Source organism: Actinopolyspora sabaoui (assembly GCF_051225635.1).
Classification (GTDB): domain Bacteria; phylum Actinomycetota; class Actinomycetes; order Mycobacteriales; family Pseudonocardiaceae; genus Actinopolyspora.
Window position 1 is genome coordinate 195,632 of the sequence record NZ_JBMIHH010000005.1, and the last position, 16,961, is coordinate 212,592.

Sequence of the window (16,961 nt, forward strand, 5' to 3'; positions counted from 1 at the left end):
GTGCCTCCTCGCTCGGCAGCTCGGGGTCGGACCTGTTCCGCGAGCGAGCCGCTTCACCCATGAGGTGTGCCGCGCCGCGGTGTGGTGGAGAGCCAGCGCAGTAGCAACCAGGGGCCCACCACCAGTGTCACGGCCAGTAGTGCCAGTACGGCGGCGATGCTCATCGATTCACCTCCTGTGGTCGATATGATGTTATTTGTGACTTCCTTTCCGTGGTAGATGTTCGGAATTTACTGCACTTTTCGGGTTAATATCTCTCCCTGGTAGTGGCCCGTGTAGCGGTTGTGTGGTGCGGATTTTCGACTGTGTGTGTTCAGTTGGATGCCACGGTGGCGAGACTCTTCCGAATGTTCGAGCGTGATTCATTTTCATGGCTACTCTCGGTGGCTATTTGTTGATCTTTCCTGTCGTACTGTGCGGTGTTCAACACTCGGTTGCGCTCGTGTTGGTTCCCGTTTTCGTTCCGGTTCGGCGCTGCCGTGCGGCCACGAACTCGAGCGGCGCCTCCGTGCCGAGCCGGATGTCGTAGTGCGGACTACTCCTGATCGGCTAGGATGATCTTCCGTTTGGCCGCTTGGCTGAGCGTGCCTGATCGATTTAGCGTCCGTAGTCAACGAATTGATATCGGCCCCTCTGTGACCCGGCGCACTGTGGGGTATTGTTCACCTGCTTTGGTGAATGGTGATTACCGTTTGAACTTGTTTAATTTGGAGGTGGGGTAGCGTGCATGTGCTAGCCCAGGAGCAGCTTCGACTGGACGCCGGGCCGGTCGACTATCTGCTGCTCGCGCTCTACTTCGCGTTCGTGCTCGGGATCGGGCTCCTGGCGCGTCGTTCGGTGTCGAGCAGTCTCGACTTCTTCCTGTCCGGGCGGTCACTGCCCGCGTGGGTGACCGGGCTGGCCTTCATCGCGGCCAACCTCGGTGCCGTCGAGATCATCGGAATGTCCGCCAACGGCGCCCAGTACGGCATGCCGACGATGCACTACTTCTGGGTCGGTGCCATCCCGGCGATGCTGTTCCTCGGTGTCGTGATGATGCCGTTCTACTACGGCTCGAAGGTGCGCAGCGTTCCGGAATTCATGCTGCGCCGTTTCGGTAAACCCGCGCATCTGGTCAACGCCATCAGCTTCGCGGTGGCGCAGCTGCTCATCGCGGGTGTGAACCTGTTCCTGCTCGCCAGCATCGTCAACGTCCTGCTCGGCTGGCCGCTGTGGATCTCCGTGGTCATCGCCGCGTTGATCGTGCTCAGCTACACCGGTCTCGGTGGCCTCTCCGCGGCGATCTACAACGAGGTACTGCAGTTCTTCGTCATCGTCGCCGCGCTGCTCCCGCTGACCATCGTCGGCATGATCAAGGTCGGCGGTTGGTCCGGTCTGGTGGACAAGGTGAGCACCCAGTACGGTGCCAACGAACTCTCCGCCTGGCCGGGCAACGAACTCACCGGGTTCGGCAGCAACTTCCTGTCGGTGCTGGGGATCGTTTTCGGGCTCGGCTTCGTGCTGGCGTTCGGCTACTGGACCACCAACTTCGTCGAGGTCCAGCGTGCGATGGCGTCCAAGAGCATGTCCGCCGCGCAGCGCACCCCGATCATCGGTGCCTTCCCGAAGATGCTCATCCCGTTCCTGGTGATCATCCCCGGTATGATCGCCGGTGCGTCCGTCCAGGAAATGATGGTGTTCAAGCAGACGGGTGAGGGTAACGTCGAGTACAACGACGCCCTCCTGCTGCTGATGCGTGACCTGCTGCCCAACGGCATCCTGGGAATCGCGCTCGCCGGACTGCTGGCATCGTTCATGGCGGGTATGGCCGCGAACCTGAGTTCGTTCAACACCGTGTTCACCTACGACATCTGGCAGGCCTACATCGTCCGGAACCGCCCGGACAGCTACTACCTGAACATGGGTCGCTGGGTCACGGTGGGCTCCACGGTCATCGCGATCGGTACCGCGTTCATCGCTTCGGGCTACTCGAACCTGATGGACTATCTGCAGCAGCTGTTCTCGCTGTTCAACGCGCCGTTGTTCGCCACGTTCATCCTCGGTATGTTCTGGAAGCGAATGACCCCGGCGGCCGGTTGGTCCGGTCTCGTGTGTGGTACCGCTGCCTCGTTGAGCGTCTTCCTGATGGCAGAGACCGGTGTGCTGGACCTGCCGGGCCAGGGAGCGAGCTTCGTCGGAGCAGGCGCGGCCTTCGTGGTCGACATCCTCGTCAGCGTCGTGGTCAGCCTGGCCACCAGGCCCAAGCCCGCCGCCGAGCTGGTCGGCCTGGTTTACGGACTGACCCCGAAGGAGGAGCGCACCGCCTCGAACACCGGAGAGGACGCGGGCTGGTACCGCAGGCCCGCGCTGCTGGCCGGGATCGTGTTGGTGATAGTCATCATCCTCAACATCGTCTTCGGGTAACCGCGTTCGCCATATCGGGAGGCAAGTATGAGCGCATCCAACGAGAACGGCTCCCGCAGCGGGCAGCGTGCCGGAGTGTTCGACGTTCGCCAGGTGATCGCCGCGCTGTTCGTGCTCTACGGTCTGGTTTGCACCCTGATGGGGTTGTTCGGCACCAGCTCGCAGGAGATCGACCAGGCGGCGGGAATCAACATCAACCTCTGGAGCGGTATCGGCATGCTGATCTTCGCCGGTTCCTTCATCCTCTGGGGTTGGTTGCGTCCGATCGTCGTTCCCACCGACTCGGAGAACGAGTCCTAGTGAGAGCTCGTCGGCTCCCCGTTTCCCTGGTCGCGGGCTCGGCGCAACCGGTGAGCCGATGATTCGTTGAACCTCCGCGCGGGCACGTGCCCGCGCGGAGGTCGCGTGCGTCGTCGTCCGGCCGAATTGCGTAGGCTGCGTCACATCAGCGACGTCGCGACCGGCGAACACCGACCGGTGGGGAGGCCGAGCATGACCCAGACCGCCCGTGGCGGTGTCGAGGCACCTGTCGAGAAGACGGCCGACACCTCGCCCGGTTCCACCTTCGAATCGATCGACCCGCGTACCGGTGAAGTGGTGGACACTCACCCGATTCACGACGGGGAGCACGTCGCCGACGCCGTCCGCACCGCTCGCGACGCCCAGCACTGGTGGGAGGAACTGGGCTTCCACCAGCGGAAACTCAGGCTGGATGTCTGGCGCAGGCTGCTGGTCTCGCGGTTGGACGAGGCCGCGGAGCTGATCGCCGCGGAGACCGGCAAGCCGATGGACGACGCCAGGCTCGAGCTGGTGCTCGTCGTGGACCATCTGCACTGGGCGGCCACCAACGCGCCCAAGGTGCTCCGCAGGCGCGGAGTTTCCGCGGGTGCCCTCATGGCCAACCAGGCCGCCACCGTGGAGTACCGCGCCTTCGGCGTGGTGGGAGTCATCGGGCCGTGGAACTATCCCGCGTTCACCCCGATGGGATCCATCGCCTACGCACTGGCCGCGGGCAACTCGGTGGTGTTCAAACCCAGCGAGCTCACCCCTGGTGTGGGGGAGTGGCTGCGGCGGACCTTCGCCGAGGTGGTTCCCGAACAGCCCGTACTGCAGGTGGTGACCGGATTCGGTGACACCGGTGCAGCGCTGTGTCGTGCCGAGACGGACAAAATCGCTTTCACCGGTTCGACCGAGACCGGCAAGCGGGTGATGGCCACGTGTTCGGAGTCGCTGACTCCGGTGCTGGTGGAGTGCGGTGGCAAGGATGCCCTGATCGTGGATTCGGACGCCGACCTGCGTGCTGCCGCCGAGGCCGCGGTGTGGGGAGCCGTCTCCAACGCGGGACAGACCTGCATCGGGGTGGAACGCGTCTACGTGGTCGACTCCGTGGCCGACCGGTTCGTCCAGCTGGTACTCGAGCGCGCGGAGAAGTTGCGCCCCGGCGGAGAGCCCACCGCCGACCTCGGTCCCATCACGATGGATTCGCAGGTGGAGGTGATCCGTGAGCACATCGCCGATGCCGTCCGCTCCGGTGGGAAGGCCGAACTGGGCGGTGAGACCTCGGTTCGCCCACCGTACGTGGCTCCGGTGGTGCTCACCGACGTGCCCGAGGACTCGGCCGCTGTCACGGAGGAGACCTTTGGACCCACAATCGTGATCAACCGGGTGAGTGCCGCCGAAGAAGGCGTCGAACGCGCCAACGCCGGTGACTACGGCCTCGGCGGAACGGTGTTCTCACGCTCCAGGGGGATGGCACTGGCGCGTCGCATGCGCACCGGCATGGTCGCGGTGAACTCGGTGATCTCGTTCGCCGCCGTGCCTGCTCTGCCGTTCGGCGGGGTGGGGGACTCCGGCTTCGGCCGGATTCACGGTGCCGACGGGCTGCGGGAGTTCGCCAGGGCACAGTCCGTCACCCGGACCAGGTTCCGCATGCCGATCGATCCGATGACCTTCGGCCGTTCCGCGCGGACCGTGCGGTATCTGGTGCGCCTGATGAAACTGATTCGCGGACGCCGGTGAGGCTTCCGCCGCTACACCGCACCCGCCCCACCCGGCACCCGTTCGAGGGTGTCTCGCCGGGCTCCGGGTACGGACCCGGCCACCGGGGTACGGACGGACCGCCTCCGAGGGGCCGGCGGAACGACTTTTCGACTGGCCGGTACTCGACTGTTGCCGGACTGTGGTCTCCCGAAGGATCCTGGGTAAGCGGAACCGTTCACGACCAGGGCGGCCGGCTCGGGCCTAGGGCGGATTCGTCCGGTGTGGGCCGGCTCCGGTAGGTATCGGTTTCGAAAATCCAGCGGTGAGCCGGGCCGAAAGTGCCACGGTCTGTCAGGAGGTCGCCAGTGAAGAAGATCATCAACGCTCCCGCCGATATCGTGAGCGACGCGCTGCGCGGCATGGCCGCCGCCTACCCCGATCGGTTGCGAATCCACCTGGATCCGGACTTCGTGGCACGCATCGACGCCCCGGTGGCCGACAAGGTGGCCGTGGTTTCCGGCGGAGGTTCCGGGCACGAGCCGCTGCACGTCGGGTTCGTCGGTTCCGGGATGCTGGACGCCGCCGTACCGGGGGCGGTGTTCACTTCCCCCACCCCGGACGCCGTGCAGGCAGCTGTCCGGGAAGTGGACGGCGGTGCGGGAACGTTGTTGGTGGTCAAGAACTACACCGGCGACGTGCTCAACTTCGAGACCGCCGCCGAGCTGGCAGCGGGGGAGGACATCGGAGTACGCACCGTCCTGCTCCAGGACGACGTGGCGGTACGGGACTCCACCCACACCGCGGGGCGGCGCGGGGTGGGCGGGACCGTCCTGCTGGAGAAGATCGTCGGTGCCGCCGCCGAACGAGGTCACGATCTGGCGAGCTGCCACGAGATCGCCGAGCGCGTCAGCGCCGGGGTGCGTTCCATGGGGATGGCGTTGACCGCTCCCACCGTCCCCCACGTGGGTGAACCGAGCTTCGAGCTCGCCGACTACGAGATGGAGATCGGTGTGGGCATCCACGCCGAGCCCGGCAGGGAACGGGTCGAGCTGGAGTCGGCCGACCGGATCGTGCAACGGCTGCTCGAGCCGATTCTGGAGGATCTGCCGTTCCGGGAGGGTGACGAGGTGCTGTTGTTCACCAACTCGATGGGGGGAACGCCTCCGACGGAACTGTACCTCGCGCACGGTGTCGCCGAGCGGTTCCTCGCGGAACGCGGTGTCCGCGTCACCCGGAGACTGGTCGGACCGTACATCACCAGTCTGGAAATGCAGGGAATGAGCTTTACACTGCTCAAGCTGGATGACGAGCTGCGGCAATTGTGGGACGCGCCGGTGAGTACTCCCGCACTGACCTGGTGACACCCTCGGGGTGGGCGCGAATGCTCGTCCGGTGTCGTCCCGCCCCGATGGTTCGTCCCGCCGTATTCCCGCGCGAGTACTCCGGTTGTCGCGTGAGGACTCCCGAAGACAGGATAGAGGACCGCATGTCTTGCACGGCACGAGAAGTCACCGCCGCGGTACGTCGGGGTGCCGAGGTGATGTCCGCCCACCGCGACGAGCTGGTCGAACTGGACAGAGCGATCGGTGACGGCGACCACGGGGAGAACATGGACCGGGGGTTCCGCGCGGTGGTGGCACAACTGGAGCTCGCCGACCCGCCCACACCCGGTGCCGTCCTCAAACTGGTGGCCACCACCCTGATCTCCTCCGTGGGTGGGGCAGCCGGTCCGTTGTTCGGTACCGCCTTCCTGCGCGCGGCATCCACCGCCGGGGACGCCGAATCACTCGACGCCACGGCGATCGCGGCCTCGTTGCGTGCGAGCGTGGACGGTGTCGTGGCCCGCGGCAAGGCGGAGCCCGAGGACAAGACGATGATCGATGCGCTGTTCCCGGCCGTGCGTGCCGCGGAGGAGAGCGCGGGCCGGGGTGGCAAGCCGGTCGGGGCCCTGTCGGCGGCGGCCGAGGCGGCCGAGGTGGGGGCGCGCTCCACCGTGCCGCTGGTCGCCAGGAAGGGGCGCGCTTCCTACCTCGGGGACCGCAGTGCCGGGCACCTCGACCCGGGAGCCCGTTCCGTGGCCTTGTTGCTGGCCGCGTTCGCCGACGTCGAAGGAGCCGAGTGATGCCGGTCGGACTTGTGATCGTTTCGCACAGCGACGCCCTCGCGCGTGGGGTGGTCGAACTGCTGGGGCAGCTCGCTCCCGATGTCAGGGCCGAGCCCGCGGGCGGCATGTCGGCCGGAGGTCTCGGAACCGACTTCGAGGCGACCTCCGCCGCTCTGGCCGATGCCGACACCGGTGCCGGGGTGGTGTTGTTGTACGACCTGGGCAGCGCTCGCATGACGGCGGAACTCGCCGTCGAGTCGCTGGCCGATCCGGACACCGCCGCGGTGGCGGAGGCTCCACTCGTCGAGGGAGCCGTCGCCGCCGCTGCCTCGGCGCAGGGAGGCGACGGGCTGAAAACCGTTGTCGACGCGGCGGAACGCGCCGTGGGAGGAATCGTCGAATCCCCCGAACAAGCCACCACCGCGGCCGAAGGCACGGATTCCGGAACCGAGGCGCCCACCTCGACATCTCCACGAGCGGAACAGGAACTGGTCCTGCGTAACGAAGTCGGACTGCACGCCAGGCCCGCCGCGCTGTTGGCGCGCGCGTTGACCGGGTTCGACGCGGAGGTCACCATCACCGCGGGCGAGAACTCCGCGGACGCCCGCAGCGTGCTCGGTGTCATGGGACTCGGGGCGCGCCAGGGCGACCGCATCGGGCTGCAGGCCACCGGTCCGGACGCCGAGTCGGCCCTGCGACGCGTGACCGAGCTGGCCGATAGCGATTTCGAAGGGTGAGCCCGACGGCACGTCGAACAGTTTCGGGGTGCGGATCGTTCCGTATGTTCACCGGTGAAGAACGCGTGGCCACGCGCTCGCGCTACCGAAGTGTCCGGTCCCTCGTGGTGCTCGGGCTGCTGCTCGGACTGCTCGCCGGTTGTGCGGTGTTTCCCTCCCGGGATGCCACGCGCCGGGAAGAACGGGGAATCTCCAGCGCCGTGCTGGGGGACCTGTCCACGCTCGAGCCGTGCGGGTTGTTGCGGACACGGCAGCTCGAACGGTTCGGGAGAGTGACTCGCGCCGACACCGTCTCGTTGGACTACTGCCTGTTCCATCTGCGTCCGGAGTCCGGCGGACTGCTGCAACTGGCCGTGGGACGACTGCACGACGTGAACGCCGCCGAGCTGACCTCCGGCAATCCCGTCCGGCACGTCGGTGGCCTCCGCGTGGTCGACGAGCCTCCGGTTCCCGAGCACTGCGGTAGGCGGATCCTGTTCTCCGACGGGATCGCCATGAGCGTCGACGTCGACCTGCTCTCCGGCGATCCGGAGGTGGGACTGTGCACCGTAGCCGGTGCGGGAGCGGAGGCCGCCGCCGAGGCCGTGCTGGCCGGTGGGGTCGAGCATCGGGATTTTCCGCCGAACTCGCTGGCCAGGACGGATTCGTGCGGGTTGCTGCCGACGGAGGTCGTGCACCGGGTCGCGGGGCTGCGGCGAGCCGAGCGGCAGGCCGGTCCCGCCGGGCACCGGTGTCGTTGGGGCGGTGAGAGCATTCGGGTACCCAGTGTGGAACTGACGCTCACCGCGGGAGAACCACCGCGCAGGCGGGATGCCACGGCCGTGGTGGAGCGCACCGCGGGCAGACGTACCGTGGTCGACATCATCGGCGACGACCCGAAGGTGGGGCTGTGCGCCGCGGAGACGGGCCACATCCCATTCGGGGATCCCGCTGCCGGTGAGGTCGAGGTCGCTATGCTGGTGGTCTTTCTGCCGGAGGCCGACGGGGTGCGGGCCTGCGAGTACGCACGCGGACTGGCCGAGCGGGTATGGCCCGAACTCCCGGAACGGTGACTCGGCACGAAGTCGTCACCGTGGTTGTCCCGGCCCCTCACTTGGCGGAACCTCCCGCGGTCGGTCCTGCTGCGAGGGTGGTGGGAGTTTCTCCTGCGGTCGTGGTGCGGACTCGGCACCGTACCGAGGGCCCGGCGATTTCGTGGGAAATTTACGCCGCACCGACGCAACGGCAAGGCGAGGCAGCTCGGCCCGGAGGGGTCCTAGATCGTGAACAGCGTTCGGGTCGGCCATGCCGTGGACACCCCGGGCGGGGAGGTGCTTTCGGGGGCTGAACCCGCCGGTTAACGTTGGGATGTGCCCCGCCGCAACCGCCCCAAGAGTTCTCGTAGACCGGAGTCCACGGCGCGCCCGCTCGGGTCCGGTTTCGGTTTCGCGCGTACCGAGACGGGACCGGACGGTGACTGGATCGTGCGAACCGTACCGGCCGCCCAGGCGCAGAAGGACTACCGTTGTCCCGGCTGTGACCACGAGATACGTCCCGGGGTGGGACATGTCGTCGCTTGGCCCGCCGACGAGTACGGCACCGTGCGGGATCGCCGCCACTGGCACACCGGATGCTGGAACGCCCGCAAACGCAGTGGACGCGGATTCGGCCTCAGGTAAGCCCCGTGGAGCGGAGATCGCCACGGGCTTCTACAGCAGCCGGATCACCGGCAGTGCCCGTCGAGTTCCGCGGTGGACGAACCGCTGCCCGCCTCGGAGTGACCAGGGGAACTCCTGTGCCGACCCGACACCGCAGCCTCACCCCTTCGTGGCAGGATCGCGACGATGAGCACCGAAATCCGCGCCAACACCGTGCTCCCGGGCCGCCGTGAGCCGATCACGCTGCACACCGCGGACGGTCTGCGACTGGTGGGTGAACTCGCCCTGCCACAGCACCGTTCCCCCCGAGCCACCCTGGTGTGCCTGCATCCGTTGCCCACCCACGGTGGGATGATGGACTCGCATCTGCTGCGCAAGGCGGCCTGGCGGTTGCCCGCGCTGGCCGATCTCGCCGTGTTGCGCTTCAACACGCGCGGCACCGCGAGCGAGGCGGGCCGCAGCGACGGTGCCTTCGACAACGGCGAATCGGAGCGTTTCGATGTCGCCGCGGCACTGGAGTACGCCGAGTTCCACGATCTGCCCGATGTCTGGTTGCTCGGTTGGTCCTTCGGCACCGATCTGACGCTGGTGCACGGTCTGGACCCGTCCGTCACGGGTGCGGTGCTCCTTTCCCCGCCGCTGCGCTGGAGCGAAGAGCGGCATCTGCGTGCCTGGGCCGAGTCCGGAAAACCGGTGCACGCCCTGATCCCGGAATTTGACGACTATCTGCGTCCCGAGGAGGCACGCCGAAGGTTCGCCCCGCTGACCCAGGCCGAGGTCACCGGATTCCCCGACACCAAGCACCTGTGGGTCGGCAAGGCCGACCAGGCGCTCGATGCCGTAGTCCGTGCGGTCGCTCCGGAGGTTCCCAACCCGTTGCCCCGCTACTGGGACGGTGAGGTCGACACCCACCAGGTGACGATCGTGGACTCCTGAGAGTCCGCGGCGGCGTTCGCCCGGTGGCCCCAACAGCGATCGGGGCGGAAGATCGCAGTGAGTAGTTCCGGTCCCCTCTGTCGGCAACTCCCGCTCGGTCAGTGCACAGCCGCGGTGGCTCCCCTTGGCACGCACGCCCCGCATTGCTCCGGGACGCGGTTCTCCAACGGATTTCCACCGCCCTGACTCGGCGAGCACGCACCGGAAGATCACCACACCGCGCGTGTGGTGATCCGTTACGGCATTATGGAGATCGTGCACTACGTCGAGTCAGGAGTCGGGACGCCGCTCGTGCTGCTGCACGCGTTCCCGGTGGACGCACGGATGTGGCAGGGGGTGCGTAGCGAACTCGAGGACCACGTCAGAGTCATCGCCCCCGATCAACGCGGGATGGGGCGGCACTCGTCGTGGGAGGCCACCACGACCGAACTCACTTCCGACGAGTCACCGCGCTCCGTTCCGGAGGAACCCAGTCTGGAAACGGTCGCCGAGGACGTGCTCGCGCTGCTCGACGAGCTGCGGTTGCGGCGAGCGTACGTGGCGGGCTGTTCCATGGGCGGCTATGTGGCGATGGCGATGGCACGCAAGGCGCCCGAGCGGCTCGAGGGGCTGATCCTCGCCGATACCAAGGCCGATGCGGACTCCACCGAACAGCGCGACAACCGGCTGCGGATCGCCGATCGGGCCGAGCGGGAGGGGACCACGGGTTGGTTGGCCGAGAACACCCTGCCGGGAATCCTGGGCGAGAGCACCCGGCAGCGACGCGGCAACGTGGTCGAGCAGGCACGCGAGCTGGTCGAGCAACAACCCTCCGCCGGGATCGCCTGGGCACAGCGTGCCATGGCGAACCGCCCGGACAACTCCGACACACTGCGTGCCTACCAGGGGCCGGCCCTGGTGCTGGCGGGCACCGAGGACACCCTCGCCCCACCGCGGTCCGCGCGTGACACGGCGGCGCTGCTGTCCCGCTCCGAGGTCGTCACCCTGCCCGAAGCCGGGCATCTCTCCCCGCTGGAGACGCCTGAGGCGTTCGCCGAGGCCGTGCGGGGATGGTTGGGCGAATGAGCGACGACCCACCCGACGGACTGCCCGGGGCGCACCGGGGTACCCCGGCGACATAACCGGGATGCTCGATCAGTGTTGCTGGACGGGCTGATCCGAGCCGTGTTCCGGTTCGGTCCCCGAATCGTCGTCCCCGGTGGGGGACGAGCCGTGCCCGATGTTGGGAAGTGGGATCCGCCTGGTCGGCGGATCGTGGGCGTCCACGCCCCCGTTCTTCTCCGTCTCCTGCCGGGAAAGCTGCGAAAGGTCGATCTTTTCCGTGGCCGCCTCCAGCGATACCTTCCCGCTCGGCGCCGCCCCGTTGGAAGCCGCTTCCCCCTCGGTGCCGGGATCGGGGGTTTCCGAGTCGGCGTGACCGTTGCCGGACGGCTCGGCGAGCGTGGCCCCCGACTTCTCGATGTCGGCCCGCGTGAACCTTATCGTCGCCGTGTTGCCGTTCTCCTCGTCCGATGTCTCCGAACTGGTCCCGGTCGTTTCCGTACCGTCCACCTGGGAGGAGGAAGTCTCCTCGTTGTTTCGTTCCGGTTCGTCCAGCGCGGCGATCGTTTCCAACCGGGCCGTCTCACGGGCGGTGGCGGCGGATTCCCGCAGCCGCTGTTCCGCCTCGTCGTCGTTGGTGAGCCTGTCCAGCAACGGGGCGGTCTGCCCGAGCAGCTCGGACGCGTCCCGCAGCTTTCCGGCCACGCTGTCGCGCAACTCGGTCAGGGTGCCGACCTGTTCGTCGACCGTGTTCAACCGCCGTTCGCACTCCTGAGTGGTGACCGTGATCCGCTCCTCGGCATCCGCACGTGCCCTGCCGCGCAGCCGCTCACTCTCGAGGGTGGCCTCCTCCAGCAGGCGGGTGGCTTCCTCGGTGGCACGTTGCGTAGTCAACCTCGCCTGCTCCTGCGCTTCGGTGACCAGGCGTTCGGCTTCGGCCTTGCTGTCGTGCTCGCGCTTCTCGGCGGCCTCGATGCTCTCGCGTTCCCGCTTCTCGGCAGCTTCCCTGCTCTCGCGTTCCCGCTTCTCGGCGGCCTCGACGCTTTCGCGTTCGCGTTGTTCGGCCGCTTGCTTGCTTTCCCGTTCGCGTTGTTCCGCGGCCTCGGTGCTCTCCCGGGTGAGCCGTTCGGCCTCCTCGGTGGCTTCCTGGACCCGGCGGTGAGCCTCCCCACTCGCCTCCCGCAACCTGCGGTCGGCCTCCTCGGCGGCCTCGCTGACACGGCGCTCGGCCTCGGCCTTGCTGTTGGCCTCCTGGTCGGCAAGGGTTCGCATCGACTCGCTGCGGCGAGCCGCCATAGCGATCTCGAAGTCCTCCTCGACCTGGGCACGACGTGCCTCGGACTCCTCGTCGGCCCGCTTGCGGTTCTCCTCGGCCTCGGTCGTGATGCGCTCGGCCTCGGCCCTCGCGGTCTCCAGAACCGAGCGGTGCTCGGACTCCATTTCGGTACGTCGTGAGTCGAGTTCGGAAATCAACTGCTCGTAGCGGTTGCGGAGATCGGTAGCCTCCCGCTCGGCGCGTTCCCGCCGCTCGGCGGCGTCACTCTCCGCTTTGGAACGGATCTCGCCCGCTTCCTCCTGGGCGAGTCGCAGCATTCGTTGTAGGCGCTCGCTGAGTCCTTCCATCGTGGTCGGCGGTTGCCCCAGCCGCTCGACCTGTCCACGTAGGCTCTCGATCTCGGAGCGCGCCGATTCCAGTTGTTTGGACAGTTCCCCAGACTGCGAGACCGCCGCATCACGATCCGAGGTGAGTAGGCGCAGGTCCGCGTCGATACGTTCCAGGTGCTCGTCGACCTGGGCTCTGTCGTAGCCACCCTTACGAACGATGTCGAAGCCCGATCCCAGCGGTAGCAGATCACGATCGTCGGCAAGACCCATGGCACTAACGCTACCTCCGAACCGTTGTCGATGTTGTCCGGTGCGCGCTCCGAGTCCGGAACAGGCCGGGAATCCGCCCCGCGATGCGAGCTGTCTCACAGTTTGACCGGCTGGCCAACCAAGGAGGAGAATGTGTTTTCAGCGGTCACAAGGGAGAGGTGATCGACTATGGCTCGTGGTTCGGCTGGTTCGCAGACACGGCCTTGGACCCGGTGGCAGGACTGGGGAGCCGTGATACTGGGTGTTTATCTGATTCTGGCTACGCTGTGGACTCTCACCGGTCCGGCGGCGCTGACGTCGATGCTCGTGCTCGGCGTGCTGCTCGGTCTCTCCGGAGTGTGGTCACTCGCGATGCCGGGATCCATAACGAGCGAGTACGCGCACGTGCTGCTCGGAATCCTGCTGGTGATCTCGCCCTGGGCCCTCGGGTTCGCCGCTTTCGGCGGCGCGGCCTGGACTTCCTGGGTGGTGGGAGTACTGGCCGTGGTCGTGGGAGTCGCGGCGCTCCCGGAAGCCAACTCGGCCCACCGCTCGGGAATGGCGGGACAGCACTGACGACCGCTCACCGGTGGGACGCGGCCCTCGCTCGACCCGGGCCGCACCCCACCGGCACACCGGAACCGGTGGAGCGCTCGGCAGCGACCAGTGAAAAGAGCACGGAGATGACCGCCGGTAGTCGCCCTCCGGCGCGCGGGAGGAACGCCGGTGTCGGTTCGACCGGAGCCCGGGAACGCATACTCGACGCCGCCGTCCGGCTTTTCGCGGAATCCGGCTTCGACGCGACACCGACCTCCAGGATCGCCGAGCACGCCGGGGTGCCCAAAGGACTGATCCACTACTATTTCCGACGTAAGGAGGACCTCCTGGTGGCCCTCGTCGAGCGGCTGCCGGAGCAGAGCGTCCCCTGCGAGGAAGTGGTGGTGCGCGACGATCTGGCCGCCAGTCTGCGTGGGCTGGTGGCCGAACTGGAGCGACGAGTGCAGCCCTCGCCGGTGCTCAGCCACCTGCTCTGGCGGGAGGCCGAAACACACGAAGTGATACGCGCTGCGCTGCGCCGCCGCTTCCAGCTGGTGGTCGAACAGATCCGTCGCGTGATCGAAGCGGTACTGCCGTACGACCGGGCCGATGACATCGACACCGCTGCCCTGCTGTTGGCCAGGGCTGTCAACCACGGCCACTCCACCGCACGGCTTCCCGAATCGCGCTCGTTGCTGGACAGTGAGATCGGGCTGATCGCCCGCGCGCTCGATCCGAGACCCCGGTGGCACCCCAGGCCCAGGGGAACCTGAGAACCACTACCCGGTGCCGTCGGTGGAGGGCGAGCCGAGCCCCACACGGTCGGAGCGCTCAGGCGGGTTCGACCAGCTCCACCAGCACACCACCCGCGTCCTTGGGGTGAACGAAGTTCACCCGACTGTTCGCGGTGCCTCGTCGTGGTGTCTCGAACAGCAGCCGTACATCCCTGTTCCGCAGCATCGTGCAGGCGGCCTCGACGTCGGTTACGCGGAAGGCGAGTTGCTGCAGTCCGGGGCCGTTCCTGTCCAGGAACTTCGCGATCGTGGAACTCTCGTCGGCCGGAGCCAGCAGCTGTAGCCTCGTGTCCGATTCGGCGGAGTCGGGGGCGGCCAGCATCGCCTCGTGCACCCCTTGTTCCTGGTTGGTCTCGCGATGAGTGGCCACCAGACCGAAGGTGTTCCGGTAGAAGTCGATCGCCCTGTCGAGATCGGCCACCGCGACCCCCACGTGATCGACCGCGGTCACCAGCTCACCGAGTTCCTCCCGCATGGCGGCACCTTAACCCGCCGACGCGGCATGGTGGAAACGTGACAGCGGTGTGCTTCGTCTCACAGCGGATCGTGCGGATCCGTGCAGGTATGGTTCCGCCGGTCGGCACGGTTCATCATGGTGACCGGACGGGGTAACCGTGGTTGACCGCCCGACCGGTGTCGACCCGTCGGACCGTTCGTTACGCAAGACTTCCAACACCGCATCGGAGGCAGCCGTGGAAAGTTCCGTGATCGTAGCCGGGGCCCGTACCCCCATGGGCAGGCTGTTGGGCTCGCTTAAGGACTTCTCCGGCGCCCAGCTCGGTGGGATCGCCATAGCCGAGGCGCTGCGCCGTTCCGGAGTCGCTCCGGAGCAGGTCGAGTACACGATCATGGGGCAGGTACTCACGGCCGGTGCCGGACAGATCCCGGCCAGGCAGGCAGCCGTGGCGGCGGGAATCGGCATGGATGTTCCCGCGCTGACCATCAACAAGGTCTGCCTCTCCGGGCTGGACGCGATCGCGTTGGCCGACCAGCAGATCCGTGCCGGTGAGTTCGACGTCGTCGTGGCAGGCGGCCAGGAATCCATGACGCGGGCGCCGCATCTGCTGGGCGATTCGCGAGAGGGTTTCAAGTACGGCGATGTGCGGATGCTCGATCACATGGCCCACGACGGGCTGTTCTGCTCGTTCGACCAGGTCGCGATGGGGGCCTCCACCGAGAAGCACAACGGTCGTTACGGCTTGACCCGTGCCCGGCAGGACGAGTTCGCCGCACGATCGCACCAGCGGGCCGCCGCGGCGGCCGAACGCGGTGTCTTCGCCGAGGAGATCGCGCCGGTGACAGTGCCGCGCCGTAAGGGCGACCCGGTGATCGTCGACAGCGACGAGGGCATCCGCGGGGACACCACGGCGGAAGGTCTCGGCAAACTGCGCCCCGCCTTCGATCCGGACGGCACCATCACGGCAGGAACGGCTTCGCAGATCTCGGACGGGGCCGCGGCCGTGGTGGTGATGCGCAAGTCCAAGGCCGAGGAACTGGGACTCGACTGGCTCGTCGAGATCGGCAGGCACGGCGTGGTCTCGGGACCGGATGCCAGTCTGCACGAGCAGCCCTCGAACGCGATCGACCGAGCCTGCCACCGTGCGGGAGTGGCGCCGACCGATCTCGACCTGATCGAGATCAACGAGGCGTTCGCCGCGGTGGGGATCGTTTCCACCGAGGCATTGGGGGTCGACGAGGAAAAGGTCAACGTCAACGGGGGAGCGATCGCGCTCGGGCATCCCATCGGCATGTCGGGCGCCCGGCTCGCGTTGCACCTCGCCCTCGAACTCGGGCGGCGCGGGGGCGGCGACGGTGTTGCCGCGCTGTGCGGCGGTGGTGGCCAGGGTGACGCCCTGCTGCTGCACGCACCGCGTAGCTGACCGGACGTGTTCGGGTTCACGCCATCGTCGGCGTTTCCGGCGGTGGGTCCGTGCCGCCCGAACACCGTCGGTGAAGATATTCTGGCGGCATGAAGTGGCTACCCGGGGGATGGCAACGCGCCGATCGTGTGGATCCGGAGGGAAGGACGGCTCCGCGCCGTACGGTTCCACAGCAGGAAACGGTCGTGGAACGTCGTAACGTTCCCCCTGGGGAGCCCACTCCGCCCTCCGCTTCGGGAGGTGGGAGCACCAGGCAGGACGCCTATCCTCCGGCCACCCGGGTACAGCGGCGAGCGGGGGGTGACCCGAACAGACCTGGCGCGGAACGTGCGGGCGGTCCGGCCGTATTGCTCGGTGAGCACGCCCGAGACATCGACGTCAGCGCCGCGGCCTTCCGCAATCTCGCGGTCGGCGGCGGTAGCAGCGGTTTCCTGACCGTGTTGTGCGCGGCAGCGCTGGTCGACTCCCCCGGTGGGGTGTGGCTGTGGATCTGGCAGCTCGTGTTCGGGGTCTGCTTCGTCTGGTTCATCACCTCGGCCAAGGGGTCGTTGAGTGGTCGCGGATTCCTGGTGGACCAGCGCGGCATCTGCCCCCGCACCAGTGGCGAGGTGTTCGCGGTGCCCTGGGACGAGGTGGCGGCGGCCGGGATCGGTTCGTTGCGCCCGATCGAGAACCGCAGGCTGGTCCACCCCGAGCGTCGGCGTTGTCTGGAACTGTTCCCAGCCGATTCCGCCTTTCCCGGCAGGCACCCGGAGCTGGAGCGCTGGCGGGTCGAGGAGTCCCCACCCATGCAGGGACTGCCCTCGGTGCGTTACCGATTCCACCTGCCGGTACTGAGCAGGCTTCCCAAGCGGTTGGAACAGGCCGTTCAAGCCGCCGCGCCGCGCGTCTGGGTGGGGAACTATCGCAGGCGCCTCCCGTCACCCGAAACCTGATCGTGACCTTGCTCCACGCGGGTTACGTGGCGGTGCGGCCGGGGCGGTGTCAATTTCTCGCGAAATCGCCGGATCCGGAATGATCATCGAAGCGTCACCGTGAGCGGAGCGGTGCACGGGTAC

General features: G+C 67.4%; 16 protein-coding genes. 14 read left to right on the top strand and 2 right to left on the bottom strand.

The genetic code is table 11. The annotated features are described in order from the left end of the window. Positions 1-723 precede the first annotated feature (723 nt). From ACOQFL_RS10915 to ACOQFL_RS10960, 10 genes are all read left to right on the top strand, one after another. A complete protein-coding gene (locus ACOQFL_RS10915; protein WP_435544014.1) occupies positions 724-2,403 on the top strand; it encodes a sodium:solute symporter family protein in 1,680 nt (559 codons plus the stop codon). 27 nt (positions 2,404-2,430) lie between these two features. After that, complete coding sequence (locus ACOQFL_RS10920) at positions 2,431-2,703, top strand: hypothetical protein (RefSeq protein WP_435544015.1); 273 nt, start codon at positions 2,431-2,433, stop codon at positions 2,701-2,703. Between the two features lie 192 nt (positions 2,704-2,895). Further along, a complete protein-coding gene (locus tag ACOQFL_RS10925) occupies positions 2,896-4,422 on the top strand; it encodes an aldehyde dehydrogenase family protein (RefSeq protein ID WP_435544016.1) in 1,527 nt (508 codons plus the stop codon). Positions 4,423-4,748: 326 nt separating this feature from the next. Continuing rightward, positions 4,749-5,744, top strand: coding sequence for a dihydroxyacetone kinase subunit DhaK (gene dhaK, locus ACOQFL_RS10930; RefSeq protein WP_435544017.1), 996 nt, complete (start codon positions 4,749-4,751; stop codon positions 5,742-5,744). 125 nt (positions 5,745-5,869) lie between these two features. Then, positions 5,870-6,505 (top strand): dihydroxyacetone kinase subunit DhaL, encoded by a 636-nt coding sequence (gene dhaL / locus ACOQFL_RS10935; RefSeq protein ID WP_435544018.1) that lies wholly within the window; start codon positions 5,870-5,872, stop codon positions 6,503-6,505. Beyond that, a complete protein-coding gene (gene dhaM, locus ACOQFL_RS10940; RefSeq protein WP_435544019.1) occupies positions 6,505-7,224 on the top strand; it encodes a dihydroxyacetone kinase phosphoryl donor subunit DhaM in 720 nt (239 codons plus the stop codon). Before dhaL ends, dhaM begins: the two co-directional genes overlap by 1 nt. A gap of 44 nt (positions 7,225-7,268) precedes the next feature. After that, a complete protein-coding gene (locus ACOQFL_RS10945) occupies positions 7,269-8,276 on the top strand; it encodes a DUF3558 domain-containing protein (protein ID WP_435544020.1) in 1,008 nt (335 codons plus the stop codon). Positions 8,277-8,573: 297 nt separating this feature from the next. Continuing rightward, positions 8,574-8,882, top strand: coding sequence for an Rv1322 family protein (locus ACOQFL_RS10950; protein WP_435544021.1), 309 nt, complete (start codon positions 8,574-8,576; stop codon positions 8,880-8,882). Positions 8,883-9,047: 165 nt separating this feature from the next. Continuing rightward, positions 9,048-9,797, top strand: a complete 750-nt coding sequence (locus ACOQFL_RS10955; protein WP_435544022.1) for an alpha/beta hydrolase — start codon at positions 9,048-9,050, stop codon at positions 9,795-9,797. A 246-nt stretch (positions 9,798-10,043) separates the two neighbouring features. Next, positions 10,044-10,862: an alpha/beta fold hydrolase gene (locus tag ACOQFL_RS10960; protein ID WP_435544280.1), complete on the top strand. Its 819-nt coding sequence runs from the start codon at positions 10,044-10,046 to the stop codon at positions 10,860-10,862. 69 nt (positions 10,863-10,931) lie between these two features. Here the strand turns inward: ACOQFL_RS10960 and ACOQFL_RS10965 are convergent, their stop codons facing one another. After that, a complete protein-coding gene (locus ACOQFL_RS10965; protein ID WP_435544023.1) occupies positions 10,932-12,713 on the bottom strand; it encodes a coiled-coil domain-containing protein in 1,782 nt (593 codons plus the stop codon). Positions 12,714-12,881: 168 nt separating this feature from the next. On the opposite strand from ACOQFL_RS10965, the gene ACOQFL_RS10970 reads away from it, so the two are divergent. Continuing rightward, positions 12,882-13,268, top strand: a complete 387-nt coding sequence (locus ACOQFL_RS10970) for an SPW repeat domain-containing protein (RefSeq protein ID WP_435544024.1) — start codon at positions 12,882-12,884, stop codon at positions 13,266-13,268. A gap of 107 nt (positions 13,269-13,375) precedes the next feature. Beyond that, complete coding sequence (locus tag ACOQFL_RS10975) at positions 13,376-14,002, top strand: TetR/AcrR family transcriptional regulator (protein ID WP_435544025.1); 627 nt, start codon at positions 13,376-13,378, stop codon at positions 14,000-14,002. Positions 14,003-14,060: 58 nt separating this feature from the next. Here ACOQFL_RS10975 and mce read toward each other — a convergent pair whose 3' ends face one another. Continuing rightward, positions 14,061-14,498: a methylmalonyl-CoA epimerase gene (mce, locus tag ACOQFL_RS10980; RefSeq protein WP_435544026.1), complete on the bottom strand. Its 438-nt coding sequence runs from the start codon at positions 14,496-14,498 to the stop codon at positions 14,061-14,063. Positions 14,499-14,715: 217 nt separating this feature from the next. Here mce and ACOQFL_RS10985 point away from each other — a divergent pair, with 217 nt between their 5' ends. Beyond that, positions 14,716-15,903, top strand: coding sequence for an acetyl-CoA C-acetyltransferase (locus ACOQFL_RS10985; RefSeq protein WP_435544027.1), 1,188 nt, complete (start codon positions 14,716-14,718; stop codon positions 15,901-15,903). Positions 15,904-15,992: 89 nt separating this feature from the next. After that, positions 15,993-16,838 carry a hypothetical protein gene (locus tag ACOQFL_RS10990; RefSeq protein WP_435544028.1) on the top strand — a complete coding sequence of 282 codons (846 nt, stop codon included), beginning with the start codon at positions 15,993-15,995 and terminating at the stop codon, positions 16,836-16,838. Positions 16,839-16,961: the final 123 nt, after the last annotated feature.

Bases quoted from the DNA above. Each gene is read 5' to 3' on its own strand.
- ACOQFL_RS10920 (WP_435544015.1), top strand. From the start codon at position 2,431: ATGAGCGCATCCAACGAGAACGGCTCCCGCAGCGGGCAGCGTGCCGGA.
- ACOQFL_RS10960 (WP_435544280.1), top strand. From the start codon at position 10,044: ATGGAGATCGTGCACTACGTCGAGTCAGGAGTCGGGACGCCGCTCGTG.
- mce (WP_435544026.1), bottom strand. From the start codon at position 14,498: ATGCGGGAGGAACTCGGTGAGCTGGTGACCGCGGTCGATCACGTGGGG.
- ACOQFL_RS10945 (WP_435544020.1), top strand. From the start codon at position 7,269: ATGTTCACCGGTGAAGAACGCGTGGCCACGCGCTCGCGCTACCGAAGT.
- ACOQFL_RS10925 (WP_435544016.1), top strand. From the start codon at position 2,896: ATGACCCAGACCGCCCGTGGCGGTGTCGAGGCACCTGTCGAGAAGACG.
- dhaL (WP_435544018.1), top strand. From the start codon at position 5,870: ATGTCTTGCACGGCACGAGAAGTCACCGCCGCGGTACGTCGGGGTGCC.
- ACOQFL_RS10965 (WP_435544023.1), bottom strand. From the start codon at position 12,713: ATGGGTCTTGCCGACGATCGTGATCTGCTACCGCTGGGATCGGGCTTC.
- dhaM (WP_435544019.1), top strand. From the start codon at position 6,505: ATGCCGGTCGGACTTGTGATCGTTTCGCACAGCGACGCCCTCGCGCGT.
- ACOQFL_RS10975 (WP_435544025.1), top strand. From the start codon at position 13,376: ATGACCGCCGGTAGTCGCCCTCCGGCGCGCGGGAGGAACGCCGGTGTC.
- ACOQFL_RS10970 (WP_435544024.1), top strand. From the start codon at position 12,882: ATGGCTCGTGGTTCGGCTGGTTCGCAGACACGGCCTTGGACCCGGTGG.
- ACOQFL_RS10955 (WP_435544022.1), top strand. From the start codon at position 9,048: ATGAGCACCGAAATCCGCGCCAACACCGTGCTCCCGGGCCGCCGTGAG.
- ACOQFL_RS10990 (WP_435544028.1), top strand. From the start codon at position 15,993: ATGAAGTGGCTACCCGGGGGATGGCAACGCGCCGATCGTGTGGATCCG.